The organism is Caballeronia sp. LZ062, assembly GCF_031450785.1.
GTDB lineage: Bacteria > Pseudomonadota > Gammaproteobacteria > Burkholderiales > Burkholderiaceae > Caballeronia.
The window spans coordinates 196,598-214,877 of record NZ_JARTWB010000001.1 but is presented as its reverse complement, the minus strand read 5'-3'; the positions used below and the strand labels follow the sequence as shown (position 1 = coordinate 214,877).

Below are 18,280 nucleotides of genomic sequence, written 5' to 3'. Positions count from 1 at the left end.
CATCTCCTCATGCTTCCGTCGGCACGGCGACCTGCCGGATTGCCGCGATCAAACGCTCTGCGGGAACGGGCTTGGTCATATGCATCTGAAAGCCTGCCATCTGAGCGCGCAGGCGATCCTCGGTCTGCGTATGGCCCGTCAACGCAATCGCGGGCATGCGCTCGCCGAGCGACACGCGGCGGCTCGCTTCCAATTCGCGTACGCGGCGCAAGACCTGATAGCCGTCTTCTTCGCCGAGCACGATGTCGCACAGCAGCGCATCGGGCCATTCCTGCGTGGGTGCTTGCGCGAGCCATTCGAGCGCCTCCTTGCCCGACGCCGCCAGTCGCACGCCCGCCCCCGACATCTCCAGCACCGCACCGAGCGCCTCGCGGGCAGCTTCCTGATCGTCCAGCACCATGACGCAGAGGCCCTCCAGATTGCCGGTAACGTTTGCGTTCGGCTCCGCGAGACCCGCGAGGCTATCGGTATCGACCACGGGGCGCAGCGGCATCATCGCCACATAGGCGAGGTGGCCGTCGACGTAGCCCACGGTGAACGTGCCACCCGTTTCGGCGAGCGCCTGTTCGAGGCGGCGCGCCTGTTCCTGCGAAAGCGGCGCGGGCTGCGCGCGACGGCCCAGCACGCACACGCGAACCTGATTCGCTTCACGCTCGACGCGCAGTTCCACGCGCTCGCCGCGCTCGGCCGCGCGTATCTCGGTGCGGCACAGGTCCGCTATCACCAGTTGCAACACGCCGGGGTCGCCGGTCACGCGCAGATCGTCATCGGGCATCATCGTGTAAAGCTGCACGCCGTGTTCGACGATCTCTTCGTGCAAGCCATCGACCACACCGGCGATCAAGGCGCCGAGTCCCACCGGTTGCGCCGACACCTTGCGCTGCACTTGCGCAAGCTCGCCCTGTTGCGATTGCAGCGCCCACATACGCGCATATACGCCGCCGCGTTCGATAAGCTCTGCATGCTGACCTTGCTCGACAATGCGCCCGTGCTCCATGACGAGAATCCAGTCGGCGTTGACGACAGTGGATAGCCGGTGCGCGATCACAATCGACGTGCGGCCTTGCGCAAGCCGGTCGAGTTCGCTCTGAATCGCACGCTCGGAGCGCGTATCGAGCGCGGACGTCGCTTCATCGAATACGATGATGCGCGGGTCTTTCAAAATGGCGCGCGCGATTGCGATGCGTTGCCGCTCGCCGCCCGAGAGCCGCACGCCGCGTTCGCCGACGCGCGTGTCGTAATGATCGGGCAAGCGTTCGATGAAGCTGTCCAGTTGCGCGGCACGCGCCGCGCGCACGACATCGGCGCGCGTGGCGGACGGCCGGCCATAGGCGATGTTATAGGCGATCGTATCGTTGAAGAGCACCGTATCCTGCGGCACGATGCCGATGGCTTCGCGCAGGCTCTTCTGCGTGACCTGCCGGATGTCTTGACCGTCGATGGTGACGACCCCTGCCGTCGGCGAATAGAGCCTGAAGAGCAGCTTCATCAGCGTGGACTTGCCTGAGCCGCTGCCGCCGACAACCGCGAGCTTCTTTCCCGGATGCGCGCGAAAGTCGATATCACGCAGAATCTGGCGCGCGGGATCGTAGCCGAAGTCCACGTGCTCGAACTCGATTTCCCCTGCGGACACCACGAGCGGCTTGGCATCTGCCTCGTCCACATCTTCACCGCGACGGCCGCGCGACAACAGAATCTCGAACATGCGTTCGACGTTCACGATTGCGTCGTTCGTCTCGCGGAATACGAAGCCGAGCGTGTTGAGCGGCGCACATACCTGCACGATATACGCGTTCACCAACACGAGATCGCCCACGCTCATTGTGCCGGCCACCACGTTTTGCGCCGCCAGCAGCATCACGGCCGCGATGCCGACGGCGATCACCGTGCTCTGCCCGACATGCAGAATCGTCAACGCACGCTGGTTCGCGGTGCGGGCATCGACCCATTTGTCGAGCACCGAAGACAGGCGACCGCGTTCCACGTCTTCGCTCGCGAAGAGCTTCACTGTTTCGTAGTTCAGAAGGCTGTCGACGAGGCGGCTGTCCGACTGCGCTTCGAGCCGGTTCACCGCGCGCTGAAAGCGCATGCGATAGCGCGTGAAGATCAACGTATAGACCGCATAACAGACGAACGTCGCGCCGATGGCAATCATGAACGTCTTCGCGTACTGACTCACCATGATGGCGACGACCGTGCCTATCTCGATCAACGTCGGAACGATGGTGAAGATCGCGACGCCGAGCAGAAAGCCGATACCGTCCGCGCCTTTTTGCACGTCGCGCACCACGCCGCCGGTTTCACGCTGCGCATGAAAACGCGCGCCCATGCCGTGCAAGTGAGAGAACGTGCGCGCAGTAAACGATGCGACAGTACGTTGCGTCACGACGCTGAATAACACATCGCGTGCTTCGTTGAGCACGTCGCCGAGATAGCGCATCAGCACGTACGTCAGAATCACGAACACCGGGAACACCGCGTTGGCGGTCGGCTTGCTGAACTCATCAATGACGTGTTTCAGCATCAAGGGAACGGATACCACCGCAAGGCGCGAGGCAATCATCAGCGCAACGGCACCGAGCGTCTGCAGGCGAAATGTCCAGATCGCCTGCCAAAGGTCCTTCACGATGCGGTTACGAACTTGCGAGCGGCTGATTTCCGTGGACGCAGTCATCATGTGCATGCTTCCATTCTCGTTGTCGATGCAAGCAACGCGTAAAGCGGCAGCAAGTGCCGCGCCCGCGCACGCCCGTTCGTCTTCGGTGCCTAGAAAAGCGCTTGCTGTCCCGACATCAGCTTGGTGAAGTCGTTGCGCAAGAACGGCAGGATGCCGTCCGCCACGGGCTGAAGCTGCTTGCTCACGTAATGCTCGTAGTCGATGGGCGCACGACGCGCCTCGACCGGTTCGGGGCCGCCGACGGTCATCACGTAACTGATCCATCCACCGTTCTGATACTGCAACGGGCGTCCCTGTTGCGCGTTGAATTCGTCGGCAGTGCGCGCGGCGCGCACGTGCGGCGGCACATTGCGCTGGTAGTCGTCGAGGCTGCGGCGCAGGCGCTTGCGGTAGATCAACAACTCGTCCAGCGCGCCGCGCCGCGTGCGTTCGACATAATCGCGCACATAGTCTTCATAAGGCTCGTCCTTGAAGACGCGCATATAGAGCTCTTGCTGAAAACGCTGGGCGAGCGGCGTCCAATCCGTGCGCACCGTCTCTAGCCCTTTATAGATGATTTCTTCGCTGCCGTCCGCGTGTTGCGTGAGTCCGGCGTAGCGTTTCTTGCTGCCCTCTTCGGCTCCGCGAACCGTCGGCATCAGGAATCGCTTGAAATGGGTCTCGAATTGCAGTTCCAGTGCGCTGTCGAGCCCGAATGTTTCGCGCAGATGCTTGCGCCAGTAATCGTTGACATGATCGACGAGTGCGCGGCCGATGCGCCCGGCGTCTTCCTCGCTGCGCGCGCGGCGCAGCCAGACGAAGGTCGAATCGGTGTCGCCATAGATGACGCTGTAGCCGCGCGCCTCGATCAACTCGCGCGTGCGATGCATGATTTCATGGCCGCGCATGGTGATGGACGATGCGAGCCGTGGATCGAAGAAACGGCAGCCGCTCGAACCGAGCACACCATAGAACGAGTTCATGATGATCTTGAGTGCTTGCGAAAGCGGCTTGTTGTGCTGACGCTTCGCGGACTCGCGCCCTTCCCACACCTGCTCGACGATGGCGGGCAGGCAATGCTTGTCGCGCGAAAAACGCGCGCCGCGAAAGCCAGGAACAGTGCGCGTCTCGTCTTCCGCTTCACTCATGCCTTGCGCAAGTCCAACAGGATCGATTAGAAACGTGCGAATGATCGACGGATACAGGCTCTTATAGTCGAGCACGAGCACGGAATCATAAAGACCGGGACGCGAATCCATCACGAAACCGCCGGGACTCGCTTCTTCCGGCACGTCGCCGAGATTGGGCGCCACGTATCCGAGCCGATGCATGCGCGGCATGTACAAATGCGTGAACGCCGCGACCGATCCGCCGCTGCGGTCCGCGGCGAGTCCCGTCACGGTCGCGCGTTCGAGCAGAAACGGCAGAAGTTCCGTCTTCTCAAAGATCTTCGTGACGAGTTCGCAGTCGGTCAGGTTGTAGCGTGCGAGCGCGGGCTTGTCCTCGCGAAAGCGCCGCTCGATCTCGTCCATGCGGGCATACGGACTGTCGATTGCCTTGCCTTCGCCCAATAGCGACTGCGAGACATATTCGAGGCTGAACGAAGGGAAATTCCACGTCGCCGAACGCAACGCCTCGATGCCATCGACCACGAGCCTTCCGGCGACAGATGCGAAGAAGTGATTCCGCTTCATGCCGTGCTCGCGCCATTCGATCACGCTGCCATCGCGTCCGATGGCAAGCGGAACGTCATAAGCGTCGGCGTGCTTTTGCAGCACGCGCAGATCGAACTGCACGACGTTCCATCCGATGATCGCATCGGGATCATGATCGGCGATCCAGGCGTTGAAGCGATGCAACATGTCGGCGCGGCTCGCGCAATAGTCGAGTTCGAAGTCGAGCGGAGGATGCACGTCGCCAGTCGGCGGCCCGAGCATGTACACCTGCCGCGCGCCGCAGCCTTCGAGCGCGATGGAGTAAAGCTCGCCCGCGGCGCTCGTTTCGATATCCAGAGACACGAGCCTGAGCGCGGGACGGTAAGCCGGCGCGGGCTTGAGTTCGCTATGCACCACGCCGTCACGCCATTCGCCTTCGAAGGCCACCGGCGCGGTGATGAAACGCTCCATCAGATAGCGCTCGGTCGGACGAATGTCCGCTTCGAAGACATGGATGCCGGCGTTCTTCAGCGTCTTTTCGAGCGCAAGCAATTGGCGATACTGCGCGCAATAGAGGCCGAGCACCGGCTTCTGGCGAAAGTCCCTGAGCGGCAATTCGCGCAATTGCGCATCGCGCACCGTGCGAACGAGCGGCTCGGCTCGATCACGGTCTTCCGCGCGGATGAACGCAACGGGTGTTTGCAAAGCGATGCGCACCTTGTGCGGACCGTCATCGGTGGCGAGCCAGAACTCGACCTCCGTACCGGCGGCCGTATCGCGCCAATGACGCGTCAGCAAGAAGCCGTGCTGAGAATTGTTCGGTGCCTGAGCCAAGGCGTGTCCTTCGAAAGCGCGTGCCATCGAAGCATTTTACTTTGGGGGCGGGAGAACGCTGCGGCGCGCACGAGAAGCGCGCCGGCGTGTATGAAAGGGAGACGCTGCAGCAGGAAGTAAAACGCGGTAGCGGCATGCGGGCCATCCACCATCCAGAAACATCCACGCTGGATGGTCCTCGACGAATGAACCCGCGCCGCTACCGCCTAAGCAGCCTGTGCGACCAGGCTTGCGCGCGGCGGCTGCAAGGCCGCCACGTTTTCGAGTGCGACATGCGCCGGAAACTCCGGTGCTGCCGGCACTTCGCTCTTGCTAGACACAACCTCCAGAGCGGCTTCTTGAACGGCCTGTCGAGCGGCCGCCGCTTTCTTGGTCTTCCCCGCGCGTGACGGCGGCTGGCAGGCCCCGCACACCACGTTGTTCTGCAAATCATGTTTGTGTGCGACGAACTTCCCGGTACAGCGGCAGCATGACGTCATCTGCAGCATGCCCGCGTCGAAGAAGCGCACAAGAGTCCAGGCCCGCGTGAGATCGAGTACCGCCTCGGCGCCGCTATGGTTGCAGTGCTCGAGATACAGCCGATACCCTTTGGTCAGCGCATCGAGATGCGAGCAACCGGCTTCGTTCTTGAGAAACGTGTAAGTGTTATAGAAGAGCGATGCGTGAATGTTCGCGAGCCACGTCATGTACCAGTCCGCCGAAAACGGCAGCATGCCCTTGGGCGGCGAGACGCCCTTCACTTCGCGATAGAGACGGATCATGCGGTCGCGCGAGAGCGTGAGTTCGCTCTCCAGCACTTGCATGCGCGCGCCGAGCTCGATCAGCGCGATGGCGCGGAAAACTTCCTGGGCGTCTTCAGTGAGGCTCTTCTTCAGCATGGCTCGCTCCGTCTCTCTCTTAAGCGAACTGTTCGGCCGGCTGGCCAGCCAGCAGGATTGCCGCATGCGTCGGCGCGATATCCGCGTTCTTCGCGGGTTGCGTCAAGGCCGACAGCATCGTGTGATCGTTGAAGCGGAAAGCGCACAGCAGGTTGTCGGATTGCGCGAGCTTGACGATCTGCGCGAGCGTGAGCCCCGACAACAGATCGGCCAGTTCAGCCGACAGCCCGAGCCGGAACATGCCGATGGCCCGGTCCTCGCGCAGCAGACGCTGTGCGAGCATGATGTAAGACAAGTTGATTTCCCGGATCGATTCCAGCGTTTCGCGACCGTTCATGGTTGCTGCTTCCAGTAAATCCCCGATTTTCCCGCCGGCTTTTGCCGATATCTTTTTTGTGCCTCACCAGGCTCGCTTCGCCCGGCTACGTACTTTGATACAGGCCGTTACAACTTGTAACAACACTGTGAAACGGATTCTAAGGATGGGCTTAATCGAACGCAAGACCATCTCAATAATATTTTGTTGCAGACAACACTTTGCATCGGTAACGTTTGCTTCCTCTAGAAACCGGCAAATTTGACAGCAATTCTGCGAAGACTTTTCGTCTGCTCGTTCGAAAACGAGGCGGCTGGTTTTTTATCTGAGTAATCGCCTGACGCCCGGTTCAACGGGGCTTTGCGGGGTTCGGTTGACAACCACGCCGTTTATTTTTGAGACGCGTTTTGCGGCTGAAAAGCGGTAAAAAAGCCGCGATACCGAAAATTACCGGTTCGCGGCTGTAAGTGTAATTGGTTCCGAAGTCTTGTTACTTCGCCGTGTCATCAGACAAAAAGGCGGCTTCGCTCACGCTCACCTTTGCGGTACGCCCTTGCGCCATGCGCCCCAGTGAGTCACCACTTCCTGAACGAAAGGATTGCCGGTCAGATATAGATTCCGGATCGCGGGAGTAAATCCGCCCTGTGCCGAATAGTTCAGAAAATTGTCGCTAGCCGTCTGACCCTCGTATGGCCGGTCGAAGTCAGAACCCGCCCTCAGGTCGGCCACGCGCGACAAATCCACTCGCTTCACACTCGCCGCCCGCTTGAGTGCTTCGAACGTCGCGTTGTCTTCCTGCTGCGTCGTGCAATAGACGCCCTGCCGGTCGGTCAGGAGCCGCGTCCAGTAGCGCGCCCGCTCGCCGATGTACTTGCCGGACCACCACGTGTCGCCGGCCAGCGTGTCGCACTGGATCACGCGCGGCGGCTGGTTCGCCGGGGCGTAGTTGAACTTGGCGCGAGCGACTTTCGCCTCATCGCTGTCGGAAAGCGTCACATTGCGTGACAGCGCGTAAGCCGCGTCCGCGAGCGACGCGTTCAGCGCGAACACTTCGGTGCGATAGTCGAGCGGCGGTTTGTCGTGCGGGCTCTTCGTGTTGATGCCGAGAAAGCCGGTCGGCCAGTCCGCCGGCTTCTCGCGTGCGTCGATTTCCCATTGAATGCCGAAATCGACCAGATATTTTGCCCACGCCGCGGAGCCGAGCGTGCCGCGCGCCGGATCGATCCCGGCGATGCCCGCAATCAGGAAATACGTGTGCCGCAGATCGAACTGGTCGGAGAACGTGAGCGCCATGATCGACGCCGTGGCGTTCGCGTGGCCCATGCCTGTGGTGATGACGCACACGTCGTCGCGATTGCAGTGCACGGCCGGATAGTCGGGCGAGAGTCCCGGCACCTCCACCGTCTGCCACGGACCGAGGTTGTCGAGCCAGACCTGGCCTTCCGGACCGAACATCGTGACGATCATTACCTTGACGTGACGACCGCCGTTTCCGTGGCGTTCGCCGCTCATGTCGTCGGGTTGTTGCGCGAACGCGCAACCTGTGACAGCGCACAGCGTCGTGAGGCCAGCGGCGGCGAGCGCCGTGCGCATTCTTTTTGCGGGCGAACGCTTGAAGCGAGTCGATTTAAACCGGGCGGCGATTTTCATGACGGGCATCGTCCTCTTGAAGGTTCGAACTTCGAAGAAAAGCCGCCGCGCCGTTCGAGTCATGCGTCGGCGCGGCTGGCCCGGACGATTATAGGAGAGCCAATAAGCCGCCCGGCGGCATCGGCTCTCATGCTCATGCGCCGCTCTGGGCTCCGCGCGGCGGCGGCGCGGCCGAGGCCACATCGCTGCCCGAAGCCGCTTCGCTCGTCGGATGCTGCGCCGCCTTCGACGGCTCCGCGCGCTGTTCCGCACCCGCCTGTTCGCTGTCCTGCTGAAGCTCCTGCGCGGTCTCGTGCCCGTTGCCGCCTACGATCACGAAGTTGCGCTGCGGATTCGCGATCTCGATGCCGCGCGCCGTGAACTCGTTGAGAATGCGCCGGTTGAACTCGCGCTGCACCGGCCAGCGCGCGCTGTCGCGGCACTGGATCTGGCCGGCGAGCGTGACGGTCGAGCCATCGACGGCATCCACGCCCCAGAAGCTGAAGTCGGAGAGAATGCCGTCGCGGAACGCTTCGTCCTCGCGCAGCGCGGCGCCGATCTCCTTCAGCGTCGAGATGGCGAGGTCCACGTCCTGGCCGAGCGCGATCGATACGCGCACCGCCGCGTTGCCGATGCCCCGGTTCGTGTTGTTCACCGTCGTCACGGAACTGAACGGCACGGTGTAGAGCGAGCCGTCGCCGCCGCGCAGCCGCACCGTGCGGATCGACAAATATTCCACCGTGCCCGACACGCCCGCGACCGTCACCCAGTCGCCGACCTGCATCGCGTTTTCCATCAACAGGAAGATGCCGGTGATGAAGTCCTGCACGAGCTTTTGCGAGCCGAAGCCGAGCGCCACGCCGAAGATGCTCGCGCTGGCGAGCAGCGGCGCGGTGTTCACCCCGATCTCCGAAAGCCCGGTCAGCACCACGACCATGCCGATGACGACCATGAGCGCGGTGCGCATCATCGGCAAAAGCGTGCGCAGGCGTGCGGCGCGCACGCGGTCGCCCGTGGCGTTCCACTGTTCGAGACGGCGCTCGACCAGCACGTTGGCCGTTTCCCAGACGAGCACCGCGAACACGGCGGCGACCGCGATGGTCAGGATCGCCGATGCGAGCCGGTTGCCGACGCCGCCCGACGTGAAGAAGCGCACGACATGCACGCCCCACACTTCGAGCAGCGCGATAACGGTCGCCACGCCGATCACCGTCTGCACGATCCGCCGCAGCACCGGGTAATAGCGGTACGCATGGCGATGGGCGATGGACTTGCTCGCGAAGTCTTCCTCGTCGTTGTCGCGAAAGATTCGGCCCAGCGCGCCGAACGCGACGATCGCAGCCACGCGCGCGCCGACCAGCACCAGCAGCGACACGCCGCCGAGGTGGAAAAGCGTGCTGTAGCCGTTCTGCACGTCGAGCGCCCACACGAACCACAGCGCGATCACGAAGAAAATCGCGACGCCCGCCCAGACATCGGCCACCCAGCTGCCGACGAGCGCGACCGACCGGTAAGCCGTCATGCGCTGGCGAATGCTTTCGCCGACGAGCCTGCGGGATTCGAAGATGACCCACGCGATCATCAGATGCGCGACGAGCGTCACGACCTTGAGAATCGCGATATGCGCGGCGTCCGTGAGGCCCAACGGCTCGCAGCCGTTCGCGAGTGCGATACCCGCGCCAGTCACGATCACGATGCGCCGCAGCCAGCGATACATGTACATCGCGTACTGGTCGCGCATCTGCAAGAGCCGCAGACCACGCGCGTTCGGCGCGACGAAGAAGCCGAACACGATCATCACGAGGCGGCAGACCAGATACACGTCGATCAGCGCGCCGGCGACATGCGCTTCGGTGGAGTTGTCGTCGATGAAAACCGACATCAGCACCGTCGCCGCGCCCATGAAGACGCCGAGCGGAATCAGATTGAACACGAGATGCAGCAGCGCGTTCGGTAGACGCCGCAACAGGGTCCAGTGCCGCGCCGCATGACGTTTGCCGCGCGCCGCGTCCGCCTTGCGCTCGGCGACATGCTGCTGAACTTCGTCGCCGGAACGCTGCGCCGCATCTTCGGCATGTTCGGCGGCGCGCTGCTCGCGCACCAGTTCCGGCTCGGTCACTTCGGCGTCCGCCACGCCCCGTGCGGCGACTTTCTGGCGCGGTTTTCGCAAGAGCCGCGCCGCGAGATATTCGATCACGAGCGCCGGCAGAAGCGACAGCAGAACCGCCCACGCGACGTGCGCCATCAGGTCGCGCGCCTGCTCGCTCGCGAGCCGGTCGTGCCACCAGCGCACGACGGAGCGCACGTTGAGGAGCGCGGCCACCGAATGTCGCAGGCCCGTGCCGAAATGCACGAGCCAGTTGCCGGCCTGATGCGATATCTGCGATGCGAGGCCGTTGGCCTTCAGCGAGTTCGCCAGCACGCCGGACGCTCCCGATGCCGGCGCGGCCCCCGCAGCGGAAGCGGATTGCGCGGCGCTCGCGGGCGCGGCCAGCGTGCCGGCTGCGGCCACGGCGCGCAGCGTGTCGGCCACCTGCGCGCGCCGCTGCGGATCGTTCAGGACGGAGAGCGCATCGCGGGCCTGTTGCGGCGTCAGCGCGACGGCGGGCTGCGAAGCCGGCTGTGCGGGCGCGGCGGCTCGGGCGGTGGGCGAAAGTATCGAGACGAGGCCCGACACGAAAATGAAATAGACGGCAAGTAGATGTTTGCGCATGGGTCGGATGAAGATCACGAAATTTCGGGGACTCGATGCGGACGACGCGCACGACACGGATTCACGCGATAGCTTTCCCGCCGGTGCGCGGGAGCGTTGCACGCTGCGGATCGAGGCGTGCTATCGCGTTGAGGTTGAAACGACAATGACAAGGACAATGCTCAAACGTTCGAAATACGGGGGTGGGTTTCGCTGGTTGACAGACGGTGCGCGCGGAACGAACGCCGCGCTCGTCGCGGCTGCGGTGTGTGTAGCACTCTGCGCTCCTGCCCCGCTCCGGGCGTCGCCGCGCGCCATGCAGGGCGAGCCGCGCGCCGCGTCGGGTGCATTCCCGGCGCATGGCGAGACCGCAGCGCCCTTACCCGAGATGGGCGTCACGCAGGTTCCGGACCACGGACGCACCGAAGTGCCCGTCACCCCCGTCACGCCGCGTCCGCACTATGCGCGGCCGCCCGCACACTTGCCGTGATACCGGACGCAGGCGTTCAGGCAGCGGCGGCCGGTTTCTGCGTCTGGCGCGGCACGTCGGGCTCGAAGAAGACCCAGCGCACCTGCGGAAAGGCGCGCTGCAAGTCCTCTTCGATAACGTTGATCGCGTCGATCATTGCGCGGCCGCTCGCATAGTCGATCATCTCCGCCTGCACGGCGACGACGAGATGCTTGCCCCATTGCAAGGTAATGAGGCTGATGATGTGCGTGACTTCCGGCCGTGCGCGCAAATGCGCGTCGATCGCCTTGCGCACTTCCGGGCTCGCGGATTCGCCGACGATCATCGACTTCACTTCGCGCGCGACCAGAAACGCGATCACCATGAGCAGCAGGCCGACTCCGACTGAGCCCGCGGCGTCGTAGGCGGGATTGCCGGTGATCATGGTCAGCAGCACGGCGACGAATGCGATGGCGAGCCCCGCGAGCGCGGCCACGTCCTCGCCCGCCACGACGAGCAGTTCTGACTCGCGCGTCTCGCGGAACCATCGCCACATGGTCTTGTTCGGCGTGTTCTTGCGGATTTCGCGAACCGCGCCGGCAAGCGAAAACGCTTCGAGCGCGACGGACACGCCGAGAATCACGAGCGCGACGATCGGATTCGACAGCGGCTCGTGATGCAGCAGCCGATGCGCGCCTTCGTACACCGAGAACGCCCCGCCCACGAAGAACAGCAGCAGCGCCACGAGCAGCGCATAAAAGTAGATCTCGCGCCCCGAGCCTAGCGGATGCAGCGCGTTGGCCGGAGCCTGCGCGCGCTTCAACCCGAAAAGCAGGAGCAATTGATTGCCGCAGTCGGCGGTGGAATGGATCGCTTCGGCGAACATCGCGCCCGAACCGGTGTACGCGGCTGCCCCAAACTTGCATACCGCGATGCCCAAGTTCGCGGCGAGCGCGTAGAAAATGGCTTTCGGCGATTCTTCCTTCATGTCCACCCGCTGTTCGTTGTCAGGGAAATTCCTAGCGCACCTCGACCCGGCCCGCGCCGTCCGTCATCTCGCCGATGACCGCGGCCTCGTTGAAGCCATCGGCGCGGAAGATGGCGAGCACGTCGTCGACGGCTTGCGGTGCGCACGACACGAGCAGGCCGCCCGAGGTCTGCGGATCGGTGAGCAAGGCGCGGGCCGCTTCCATTGAGCTTTCGAAGGTGTCTCCAAGCGACGGGTCCAACGTCACGTCGGCGCCGTAAGCCGCCCAGTTGCGGCCCGAGGCGCCCGTGAACACGCCCGCGCGCACGAAGTCCTGAACCTGCGGCAGCCACGGCAGCGCCGAGTAGCGGAGGCGCGCCGTGAGCCCGGCGCCGCGCGCCAGTTCCAGCGTGTGGCCAAGCAGCCCGAAACCGGTGACGTCGGTGAGCGCGTGAACGCCGTCGAGCTTCGCGAGCTCCGCGCCAGGGCGATTGAGCTTGGTCGTCGCGGCGATCATCGCGGCGTAGCCGGCTGCATCGAGTTGATTCTTCTTGAGCGCCGCCGACAGCACGCCGACGCCGAGCGGCTTGCCGAGGATCAGCACGTCGCCGGCGCGAGCCGCCGCGTTACGCTTCACGCGCGAGGGATGCACGATGCCGAGCGCGGCGAGCCCGTAGATCGGCTCGACGGAATCGATGGAATGGCCGCCCGCGACCGGAATGCCCGCCTCCGCGCACACCGCTTCCCCGCCTTTGAGCACCTGCGCGATGACTTCGTGCGGCAGCACGTTGATCGGCATGCCGACGAGCGCGAGCGCGAGAATCGGTTTGCCGCCCATCGCGTAGACGTCGGACAGCGCGTTCGTCGCGGCGATGCGGCCGAAGTCGAACGGATCGTCGACGATGGGCATGAAGAAATCCGTCGTCGCGACGATGGCTTGTTCGTCGTTGAGCTGGTAGACGGCGGCGTCGTCGGCGGTGTCGTTGCCGACGAGGAGATTCGGGAATGCGGGCATCGGCGCGCTGCGCTTGAGCAGATCGGCGAGCAGGCCCGGCGCGATCTTGCAGCCGCAGCCGCCGCCGTGCGAGAGGCTCGTGAGACGCGGCGCGTCGTTTTTGGTTTCAGTGGTCAGTGCAGTATCGGTCATCGGTGGAACCCGGCAAAAAGTCGTTCGATGACCGCATTATCGCCGCTCGCGGCGCGGCGCGCCTCACGCGATCCGCTCGAAAAGACCGGGATAGTCGGTGACGAGGCCGTCTTCATCGACCGTGATGTCGGCATCGAAGCCCGTGTCGAGTCCCTCGAAGCGATAGCGCCGGTTTCGCTCGAGACACGTATAAGCCTGCGCGACGGCGCTCACGGTCATCTCGGGAACGCGCACGTACACCACGCGAATCTCGCGGCGCTCGCCGGGCTGCAGGTTGAGGCGGCGTATGGGCAACGTGTTGGTGAACGGCGTCGCGATGATATCCACGTCGATGCAACCGCGAAGCGCGTCTTGCGGCGCGCCGTGCTCGTCCGTCCACTGTTCTTCGCGAAGCAGTTCGATAGACGCGCCTCCCGCCAGCTTGACGGCGAGCCGCGTGACCTGCCAGCGCGCATCGCATTCGATGCGGTACGTCATGCCGAACGCCCCGGCATCGCCTTCACCGACGATCACGCTTTCGATGACGACGCCATCCGCCCGCGAATCGAGCACGAGATGCTCGAGACCCGCGCCGTCCCGCTGCGACCATCGCACGTGCTTCATCACGCGGCTCCGTTATCGGCTCGCACAAAGCATACATCTTGACGCTAACCCTTTCGATCGGCATTCAACGTTCGCGATGCTCGACGCAGAAAAATTTCGCACGGTATACTTCGCGCCATCTCGAAAATCAGGCGCGCGCACGTCACGGTCCGTTTCGGCTGTCGCCTTCTTCCCGCGATGCCCGCCTGCGCTTCTTCTCGTCCCCTGCCGACCTCGCCATCGTGACTGCATGAAAACCTTGTTCGCCCCTGCGCTGTGCGCGCTTTTGCTTTCGGCGTCGCTGTTCCAGATCGTTCAGGCTCAAGAGACGCCCGACCCTTCCGAAGACTATTCCTACCTGACCCGCCTGCATGTGCCGGATACCGTCGTGCAATGCGTTGCGGCGTTCGACCGCTGGGTCGAGCATGCGCCGAAGTACGACACGCTGATCGTGCCTGACCGCCGCGTGCTTGCCGCCAAGATCGACGACGATACGCCGATTCTGAGTCCCGCCAATCCCATTCCGGTCGACAAGGTGATCATGATGCGCGCCTTCGCCAAAGCGCGCGGCAAGGCGCAATGGCTGCGCGTGGATAGTCGATGCGGCGTGCGCGATGGCCAGGTGGTCGGCGTATCGTTGACGCCCAATATGAAGCCGGTGATCGTGCGCTGACGTCGCAGTGTCCGGCGCGTCGATTGATAAGCCTGCTTCGTAAATATTTCAGGCAACACGTTTGCTTACAAAGGAACACGGCTTGTCATTTTGCTAACAGCTAAATTGGTTTCCACGGATTCACACGGAGAAACCCATGAAGAAGTTAGCGATTCTTGCGGTGCTGAGCGTGGTGTTGGGTAGCACGCTGTCGGGCTGCATCATCGTGCCCGATGGCGGCGGTTATCACCACCATCACGACTATTACCGCTAGAGCCGGAATGGCCTGACACGCTGCGAGTTATTCAAACGAGCTTTTTAAACATTAAGGAGCCAATCATGTTCGACAAGACAAAGAAGAGCCTGCTTATCGCTTCCGTTGCCGCTTCGCTGGGCCTGGGCCTCGTGAACGTTGCATCCGCCGACGTGCACCATGGGCATCATCATGCCGTGAAGGTGGGCTGGCATGGCGATCGTTACTGGGATGGTCATCGCTATTGGCAGCGCGCCGAGTGGGAGCGGCATCATCCGCACCATGGTTAATTGAACCTTAGTGCGTTTGAGAATCCGCCGCGAGTTTTCGCGGCGGATTTTTTGTGGCGTTGGTCGGGCTCGTGCGCGACTGCATTGCCATTGAGTTAGAGCGTTCACTCCTTGATTGACTTGCGCCTGCAATGCATGCGGTTCGCGGCTTTTGGAACGAAAATCGGGATGCGATATGAACTGCCCTCGTCGCACCATGCAAATAGTAAGCATTACATATCAACGCCGACAGAAACAGAGTAACGTTATCGCTAACACACCCTGCTATGTATGGCTTTGTGTCACGCAACTGAATGCTTGCGCCAAGACAGACATTCCGCGGATTCAACCCGCTACCAGCTCTTCGGATCCCCGCCCAGTTCCTTGCACGTGTCGTATGCAATCGCCTGCAACTTCGCCTGCCCGATCTGCCCGGACAGCGCATAGCCGACACGATCGGACGCCCAGTAGTACGTTGTGCGCGGGCCGTCGCGCAGCATCCTCACTTTCTCGTCGTTACGGGCGACCGTCGTCGTATAGAGCGTGAGGCGATCGCCCGTCGCGTTCTGATACATGATTTGCGCGGCCGGCCCCTCTTCGCCCGGCAAGAGCCGTCCGCCGACGAGCTGGAACCCATATTCGGCGAGCGACGGAATCGTGAGCGTCCGGTTGAGCCGCTTCGACAGCCAGTTCACCAGATGATCCTGCTGCGATGCCGCCACCTCCACCGCGTGCCGCTGTTCGGGCGCATACACCGCATACGCAATATCCGCACGCTCGGCGAAACGGGCGCGCGGCTCGTCGAAGGCGGGAAGCAGCATGTGCAGGAAAAAACCGCACGCCACGCCGACGACGAGCAAGCACGCGGCCATGAGATAACGCTGCGTCGCACGCGGCCGCATCACGACGATCTGCGGCTCCGCCGACCCCGCCGCGAACAGCGCGCGCAACGCGTTGTCCTGCGCGCGATACGCCGCCACCGTCGCTTCGCAGGCGGCATCGTTCGCGATGCGCGCGGCGGTCGAGTCGCGTTCGTCGAGGGGCAACTCGTCGTCGATATACGCGGAGAGCGCCTGCAACGCGCGCTCGTTGTCGTCGGTTGGGCGGTCCTGATTCGTCATGTGCGGCTCACCACTTTCAGCGGCGCGCGACGCCCCTGCTCTTCGCCCAACAGCACGCGCATATGTTCGCGCGCCCGCGAGAGGCGCGACATGACGGTGCCCGCCGGCACGTTCAAAACCTGTGACGCTTCCAGATAACTCATCTCTTCGACGCACACGAGCAGCATCACTTCGCGCTGCTCGACCGGCAGACAGTACAGCGCGCGCTGCACGTCGCGCAGCACGAGCCCGTCCACTTCGCCGCGCGGCGCGGCCATCTGCCGCCAAGGCGCGGTTTCATCGTCGACGGCAATATCGCGGCGTCCCCGCCATTGATCGATATAAATGTTGCGCATGATCGTGAAGAGCCACGCGCGCAGGTTCGTGCCCGCGCGGAACATGCTCGCCCGGTTGAGCGCGCGTTCGGTGGCGTCCTGCACGAGATCGTCGGCCCAGGCGCGATCACCCGTCAGTGCGCGCGCATAGCGGCGCAACTGCGGGAGATGGGCGAGGAGATCGTGCTCGAAGTCCACGAGCGTGGTTCGAAGCGTGCTTCCGAGCGTTCTTCGATCAGGCGCCGGTCACGGCCTCAAGGCTTGACCACGTGCCACACATTGCGGAAGTTGTCGCCGTTCTTGTCGCCCGGCTTCGTGTCCTTGGCGAACCGGTACACGCGCTTGCCGTCGTAGGCCCATTGCTTGCCGCCGTCGGCCGATTCGGTGGTCCATTTGCCGCTCGGCTGGTCGGAGTCGCTCGCCATCGCGGCCGGCCACGCCTGCGCGCAGCCGCCGGTGCAGGCGCTCGGGCTGCCCTTCGTGTCCTTGTCGAACGTGTAGAGAGTCATGCCGTTTTCATCGACATACATGCCGTTGGCTTCTTTCGGCGCCGCTGCAAACGCGGACGACGCGACGCAGGCGGCGGCGCTCGCGACGGTGACAGCCATCAGAACATGCTTGTTCATTTCATCTTCCTCGCAGAAAAAGTACGTGGCAGTTTCCGCAGAACGTCGCGCGGCGCTGCATTATTCCGCGGACGATGAAATAAACCGATGCGGCAGCGCCGACGCATCGCCAGTCAGCATTTGCGAGCTCACGCGCCGGCTGCGGCGGCATCGCGCCAGCGGCGTGTATCGCGCAGCGGCGGCGCGCCGAAGAGCCGGCTGTACTCGCGGCTGAACTGCGACGCGCTCTCATATCCCACGCGATGCGCGGCCGTCGCTGCATCCGCGATATCGAGCAGCATCAGCCGCCGCGCTTCCTGCAAGCGCAACTGCTTCTGATACTGGAGCGGACTCATGGCGGTCACGGCCTTGAAGTGATGATGCAGCGACGACACGCTCATATGCACGTCCTTCGCGATGTCTTCCACGCGCAACGGCTGATCGAAGTTCTGACGCAGCAGCTTGATGGCCTTCGCGATGCGCTGCGTCTGGCTGTCGTTGAGCGCAATCTGGCGCAGGCGCGCGCCGGAGCCGTTCATCAGCAGCCGGTAGAGAATCTCACGCTTGACGAGCGGCGCGACGATAGGCACGTCTTCCGGCGTGTCGATCAGACGCAAGAGTCGCAGCACGGCGTCGAGCATGGACGTGCCGAGGCGGTTGACGAACAGGCCGCGCGAAGCGTCGGTTTGCGTCGCGGGCGGCAGATTCTGGTCCTGAATCAGCGAGGTGATTTCCTCGACGTCGAGGTCCAGCCGCAAGCCGAGATACGGCTCCGAATCGCTCGCGACCGTGACCTGGCCGATCACCGGCAAATCGACGGATGAAACGAGATAGTGCAACGGGTCGTAGACATACACGTCGTCCCCGACGATCACGCGCTTGGAACCCTGCGCGATGAGCGCGAGCGCCGGCGTCTGAATGCCGGGCTTCGGCCCGCCGGGATTCATCACGCGATGCAGGAAGAGGCCCGGCACCGGCGTCTCCGTCGTGCCTTCGCAGCCGACAGTGAAGCGGTCGATTAGCGCGACAAGATCGAGGCGCGCCTGATCGAGCGTCGCGTCGGGCAAGACGCGGCGCGCTTCGTGGGATGGATCGTGAGCATCTTTGCCGGCGAGGCCGGGCGTGTCGTTCAGCGCCATGGTTTCCGAAAGGGACGTGAGCGTGGAAGAAGTCGACATAGCTTACTCGCGCGAGCGGGATCGTGCGCGCGCGCTGCCACCGCGTTTGCAGGAACAGGCAAGGATTCGACAGGATCAGGCTAT

Annotated in this window: 16 protein-coding genes; 3 read left to right on the top strand and 13 right to left on the bottom strand. The window is 63.4% G+C overall.

Features of this window, described 5'->3' with window-relative positions:
- Positions 1-7: 7 nt before the first annotated feature.
- The 6 genes from P9239_RS01075 to P9239_RS01050 all read right to left on the bottom strand — a co-directional run bounded on the left by P9239_RS01075 (position 8) and on the right by P9239_RS01050 (position 10,681).
- Positions 8-2,674 carry an ATP-binding cassette domain-containing protein gene (locus P9239_RS01075; protein ID WP_309749579.1) on the bottom strand — a complete coding sequence of 889 codons (2,667 nt, stop codon included), beginning with the start codon at positions 2,672-2,674 and terminating at the stop codon, positions 8-10.
- 92 nt (positions 2,675-2,766) lie between these two features.
- On the bottom strand, positions 2,767-5,172 hold the full coding sequence (locus P9239_RS01070) for a DNA polymerase II (protein ID WP_309748668.1): 2,406 nt from the start codon (positions 5,170-5,172) through the stop codon (positions 2,767-2,769).
- Between the two features lie 179 nt (positions 5,173-5,351).
- Positions 5,352-6,023: a flagellar transcriptional regulator FlhC gene (gene flhC / locus P9239_RS01065; RefSeq protein WP_309748667.1), complete on the bottom strand. Its 672-nt coding sequence runs from the start codon at positions 6,021-6,023 to the stop codon at positions 5,352-5,354.
- 19 nt (positions 6,024-6,042) lie between these two features.
- A complete protein-coding gene (gene flhD, locus P9239_RS01060; RefSeq protein ID WP_309748666.1) occupies positions 6,043-6,360 on the bottom strand; it encodes a flagellar transcriptional regulator FlhD in 318 nt (105 codons plus the stop codon).
- A gap of 513 nt (positions 6,361-6,873) precedes the next feature.
- Entirely contained in the window at positions 6,874-7,932 is a 1,059-nt protein-coding gene (locus tag P9239_RS01055) for a purine nucleoside permease (RefSeq protein ID WP_309748665.1), read from the bottom strand.
- Positions 7,933-8,122: 190 nt separating this feature from the next.
- Positions 8,123-10,681, bottom strand: a complete 2,559-nt coding sequence (locus P9239_RS01050; RefSeq protein WP_309749578.1) for a mechanosensitive ion channel domain-containing protein — start codon at positions 10,679-10,681, stop codon at positions 8,123-8,125.
- Between the two features lie 295 nt (positions 10,682-10,976).
- On the opposite strand from P9239_RS01050, the gene P9239_RS01045 reads away from it, so the two are divergent.
- Complete coding sequence (locus P9239_RS01045) at positions 10,977-11,150, top strand: hypothetical protein (RefSeq protein WP_309748664.1); 174 nt, start codon at positions 10,977-10,979, stop codon at positions 11,148-11,150.
- A gap of 16 nt (positions 11,151-11,166) precedes the next feature.
- Here P9239_RS01045 and P9239_RS01040 read toward each other — a convergent pair whose 3' ends face one another.
- The 3 genes from P9239_RS01040 to P9239_RS01030 all read right to left on the bottom strand — a co-directional run bounded on the left by P9239_RS01040 (position 11,167) and on the right by P9239_RS01030 (position 13,825).
- Positions 11,167-12,096, bottom strand: coding sequence for a cation diffusion facilitator family transporter (locus tag P9239_RS01040; RefSeq protein WP_309748663.1), 930 nt, complete (start codon positions 12,094-12,096; stop codon positions 11,167-11,169).
- A 31-nt stretch (positions 12,097-12,127) separates the two neighbouring features.
- The gene (gene selD, locus P9239_RS01035) at positions 12,128-13,222 is read right to left on the bottom strand and encodes a selenide, water dikinase SelD (RefSeq protein WP_309748662.1); all 1,095 of its coding nucleotides are present in this window, start codon (positions 13,220-13,222) and stop codon (positions 12,128-12,130) included.
- A 63-nt stretch (positions 13,223-13,285) separates the two neighbouring features.
- Positions 13,286-13,825: a putative glycolipid-binding domain-containing protein gene (locus P9239_RS01030; protein WP_309748661.1), complete on the bottom strand. Its 540-nt coding sequence runs from the start codon at positions 13,823-13,825 to the stop codon at positions 13,286-13,288.
- A 229-nt stretch (positions 13,826-14,054) separates the two neighbouring features.
- On the opposite strand from P9239_RS01030, the gene P9239_RS01025 reads away from it, so the two are divergent.
- Both P9239_RS01025 and P9239_RS01020 read left to right on the top strand, forming a co-directional pair.
- Positions 14,055-14,477, top strand: coding sequence for a BspC domain-containing protein (locus P9239_RS01025; protein WP_309748660.1), 423 nt, complete (start codon positions 14,055-14,057; stop codon positions 14,475-14,477).
- Between the two features lie 318 nt (positions 14,478-14,795).
- The gene (locus tag P9239_RS01020; protein WP_309748659.1) at positions 14,796-14,999 is read left to right on the top strand and encodes a hypothetical protein; all 204 of its coding nucleotides are present in this window, start codon (positions 14,796-14,798) and stop codon (positions 14,997-14,999) included.
- 332 nt (positions 15,000-15,331) lie between these two features.
- Here P9239_RS01020 and P9239_RS01015 read toward each other — a convergent pair whose 3' ends face one another.
- The 4 genes from P9239_RS01015 to P9239_RS01000 all read right to left on the bottom strand — a co-directional run bounded on the left by P9239_RS01015 (position 15,332) and on the right by P9239_RS01000 (position 18,157).
- Positions 15,332-16,099 carry an anti-sigma factor gene (locus tag P9239_RS01015; RefSeq protein WP_309748658.1) on the bottom strand — a complete coding sequence of 256 codons (768 nt, stop codon included), beginning with the start codon at positions 16,097-16,099 and terminating at the stop codon, positions 15,332-15,334.
- Positions 16,096-16,611 carry an RNA polymerase sigma factor gene (locus P9239_RS01010; protein WP_309748657.1) on the bottom strand — a complete coding sequence of 172 codons (516 nt, stop codon included), beginning with the start codon at positions 16,609-16,611 and terminating at the stop codon, positions 16,096-16,098. Before P9239_RS01010 ends, P9239_RS01015 begins: the two co-directional genes overlap by 4 nt.
- A gap of 56 nt (positions 16,612-16,667) precedes the next feature.
- Entirely contained in the window at positions 16,668-17,039 is a 372-nt protein-coding gene (locus P9239_RS01005) for a hypothetical protein (protein ID WP_309748656.1), read from the bottom strand.
- Between the two features lie 128 nt (positions 17,040-17,167).
- The gene (locus tag P9239_RS01000) at positions 17,168-18,157 is read right to left on the bottom strand and encodes an AraC family transcriptional regulator (protein ID WP_309749577.1); all 990 of its coding nucleotides are present in this window, start codon (positions 18,155-18,157) and stop codon (positions 17,168-17,170) included.
- Positions 18,158-18,280 lie beyond the last annotated feature (123 nt).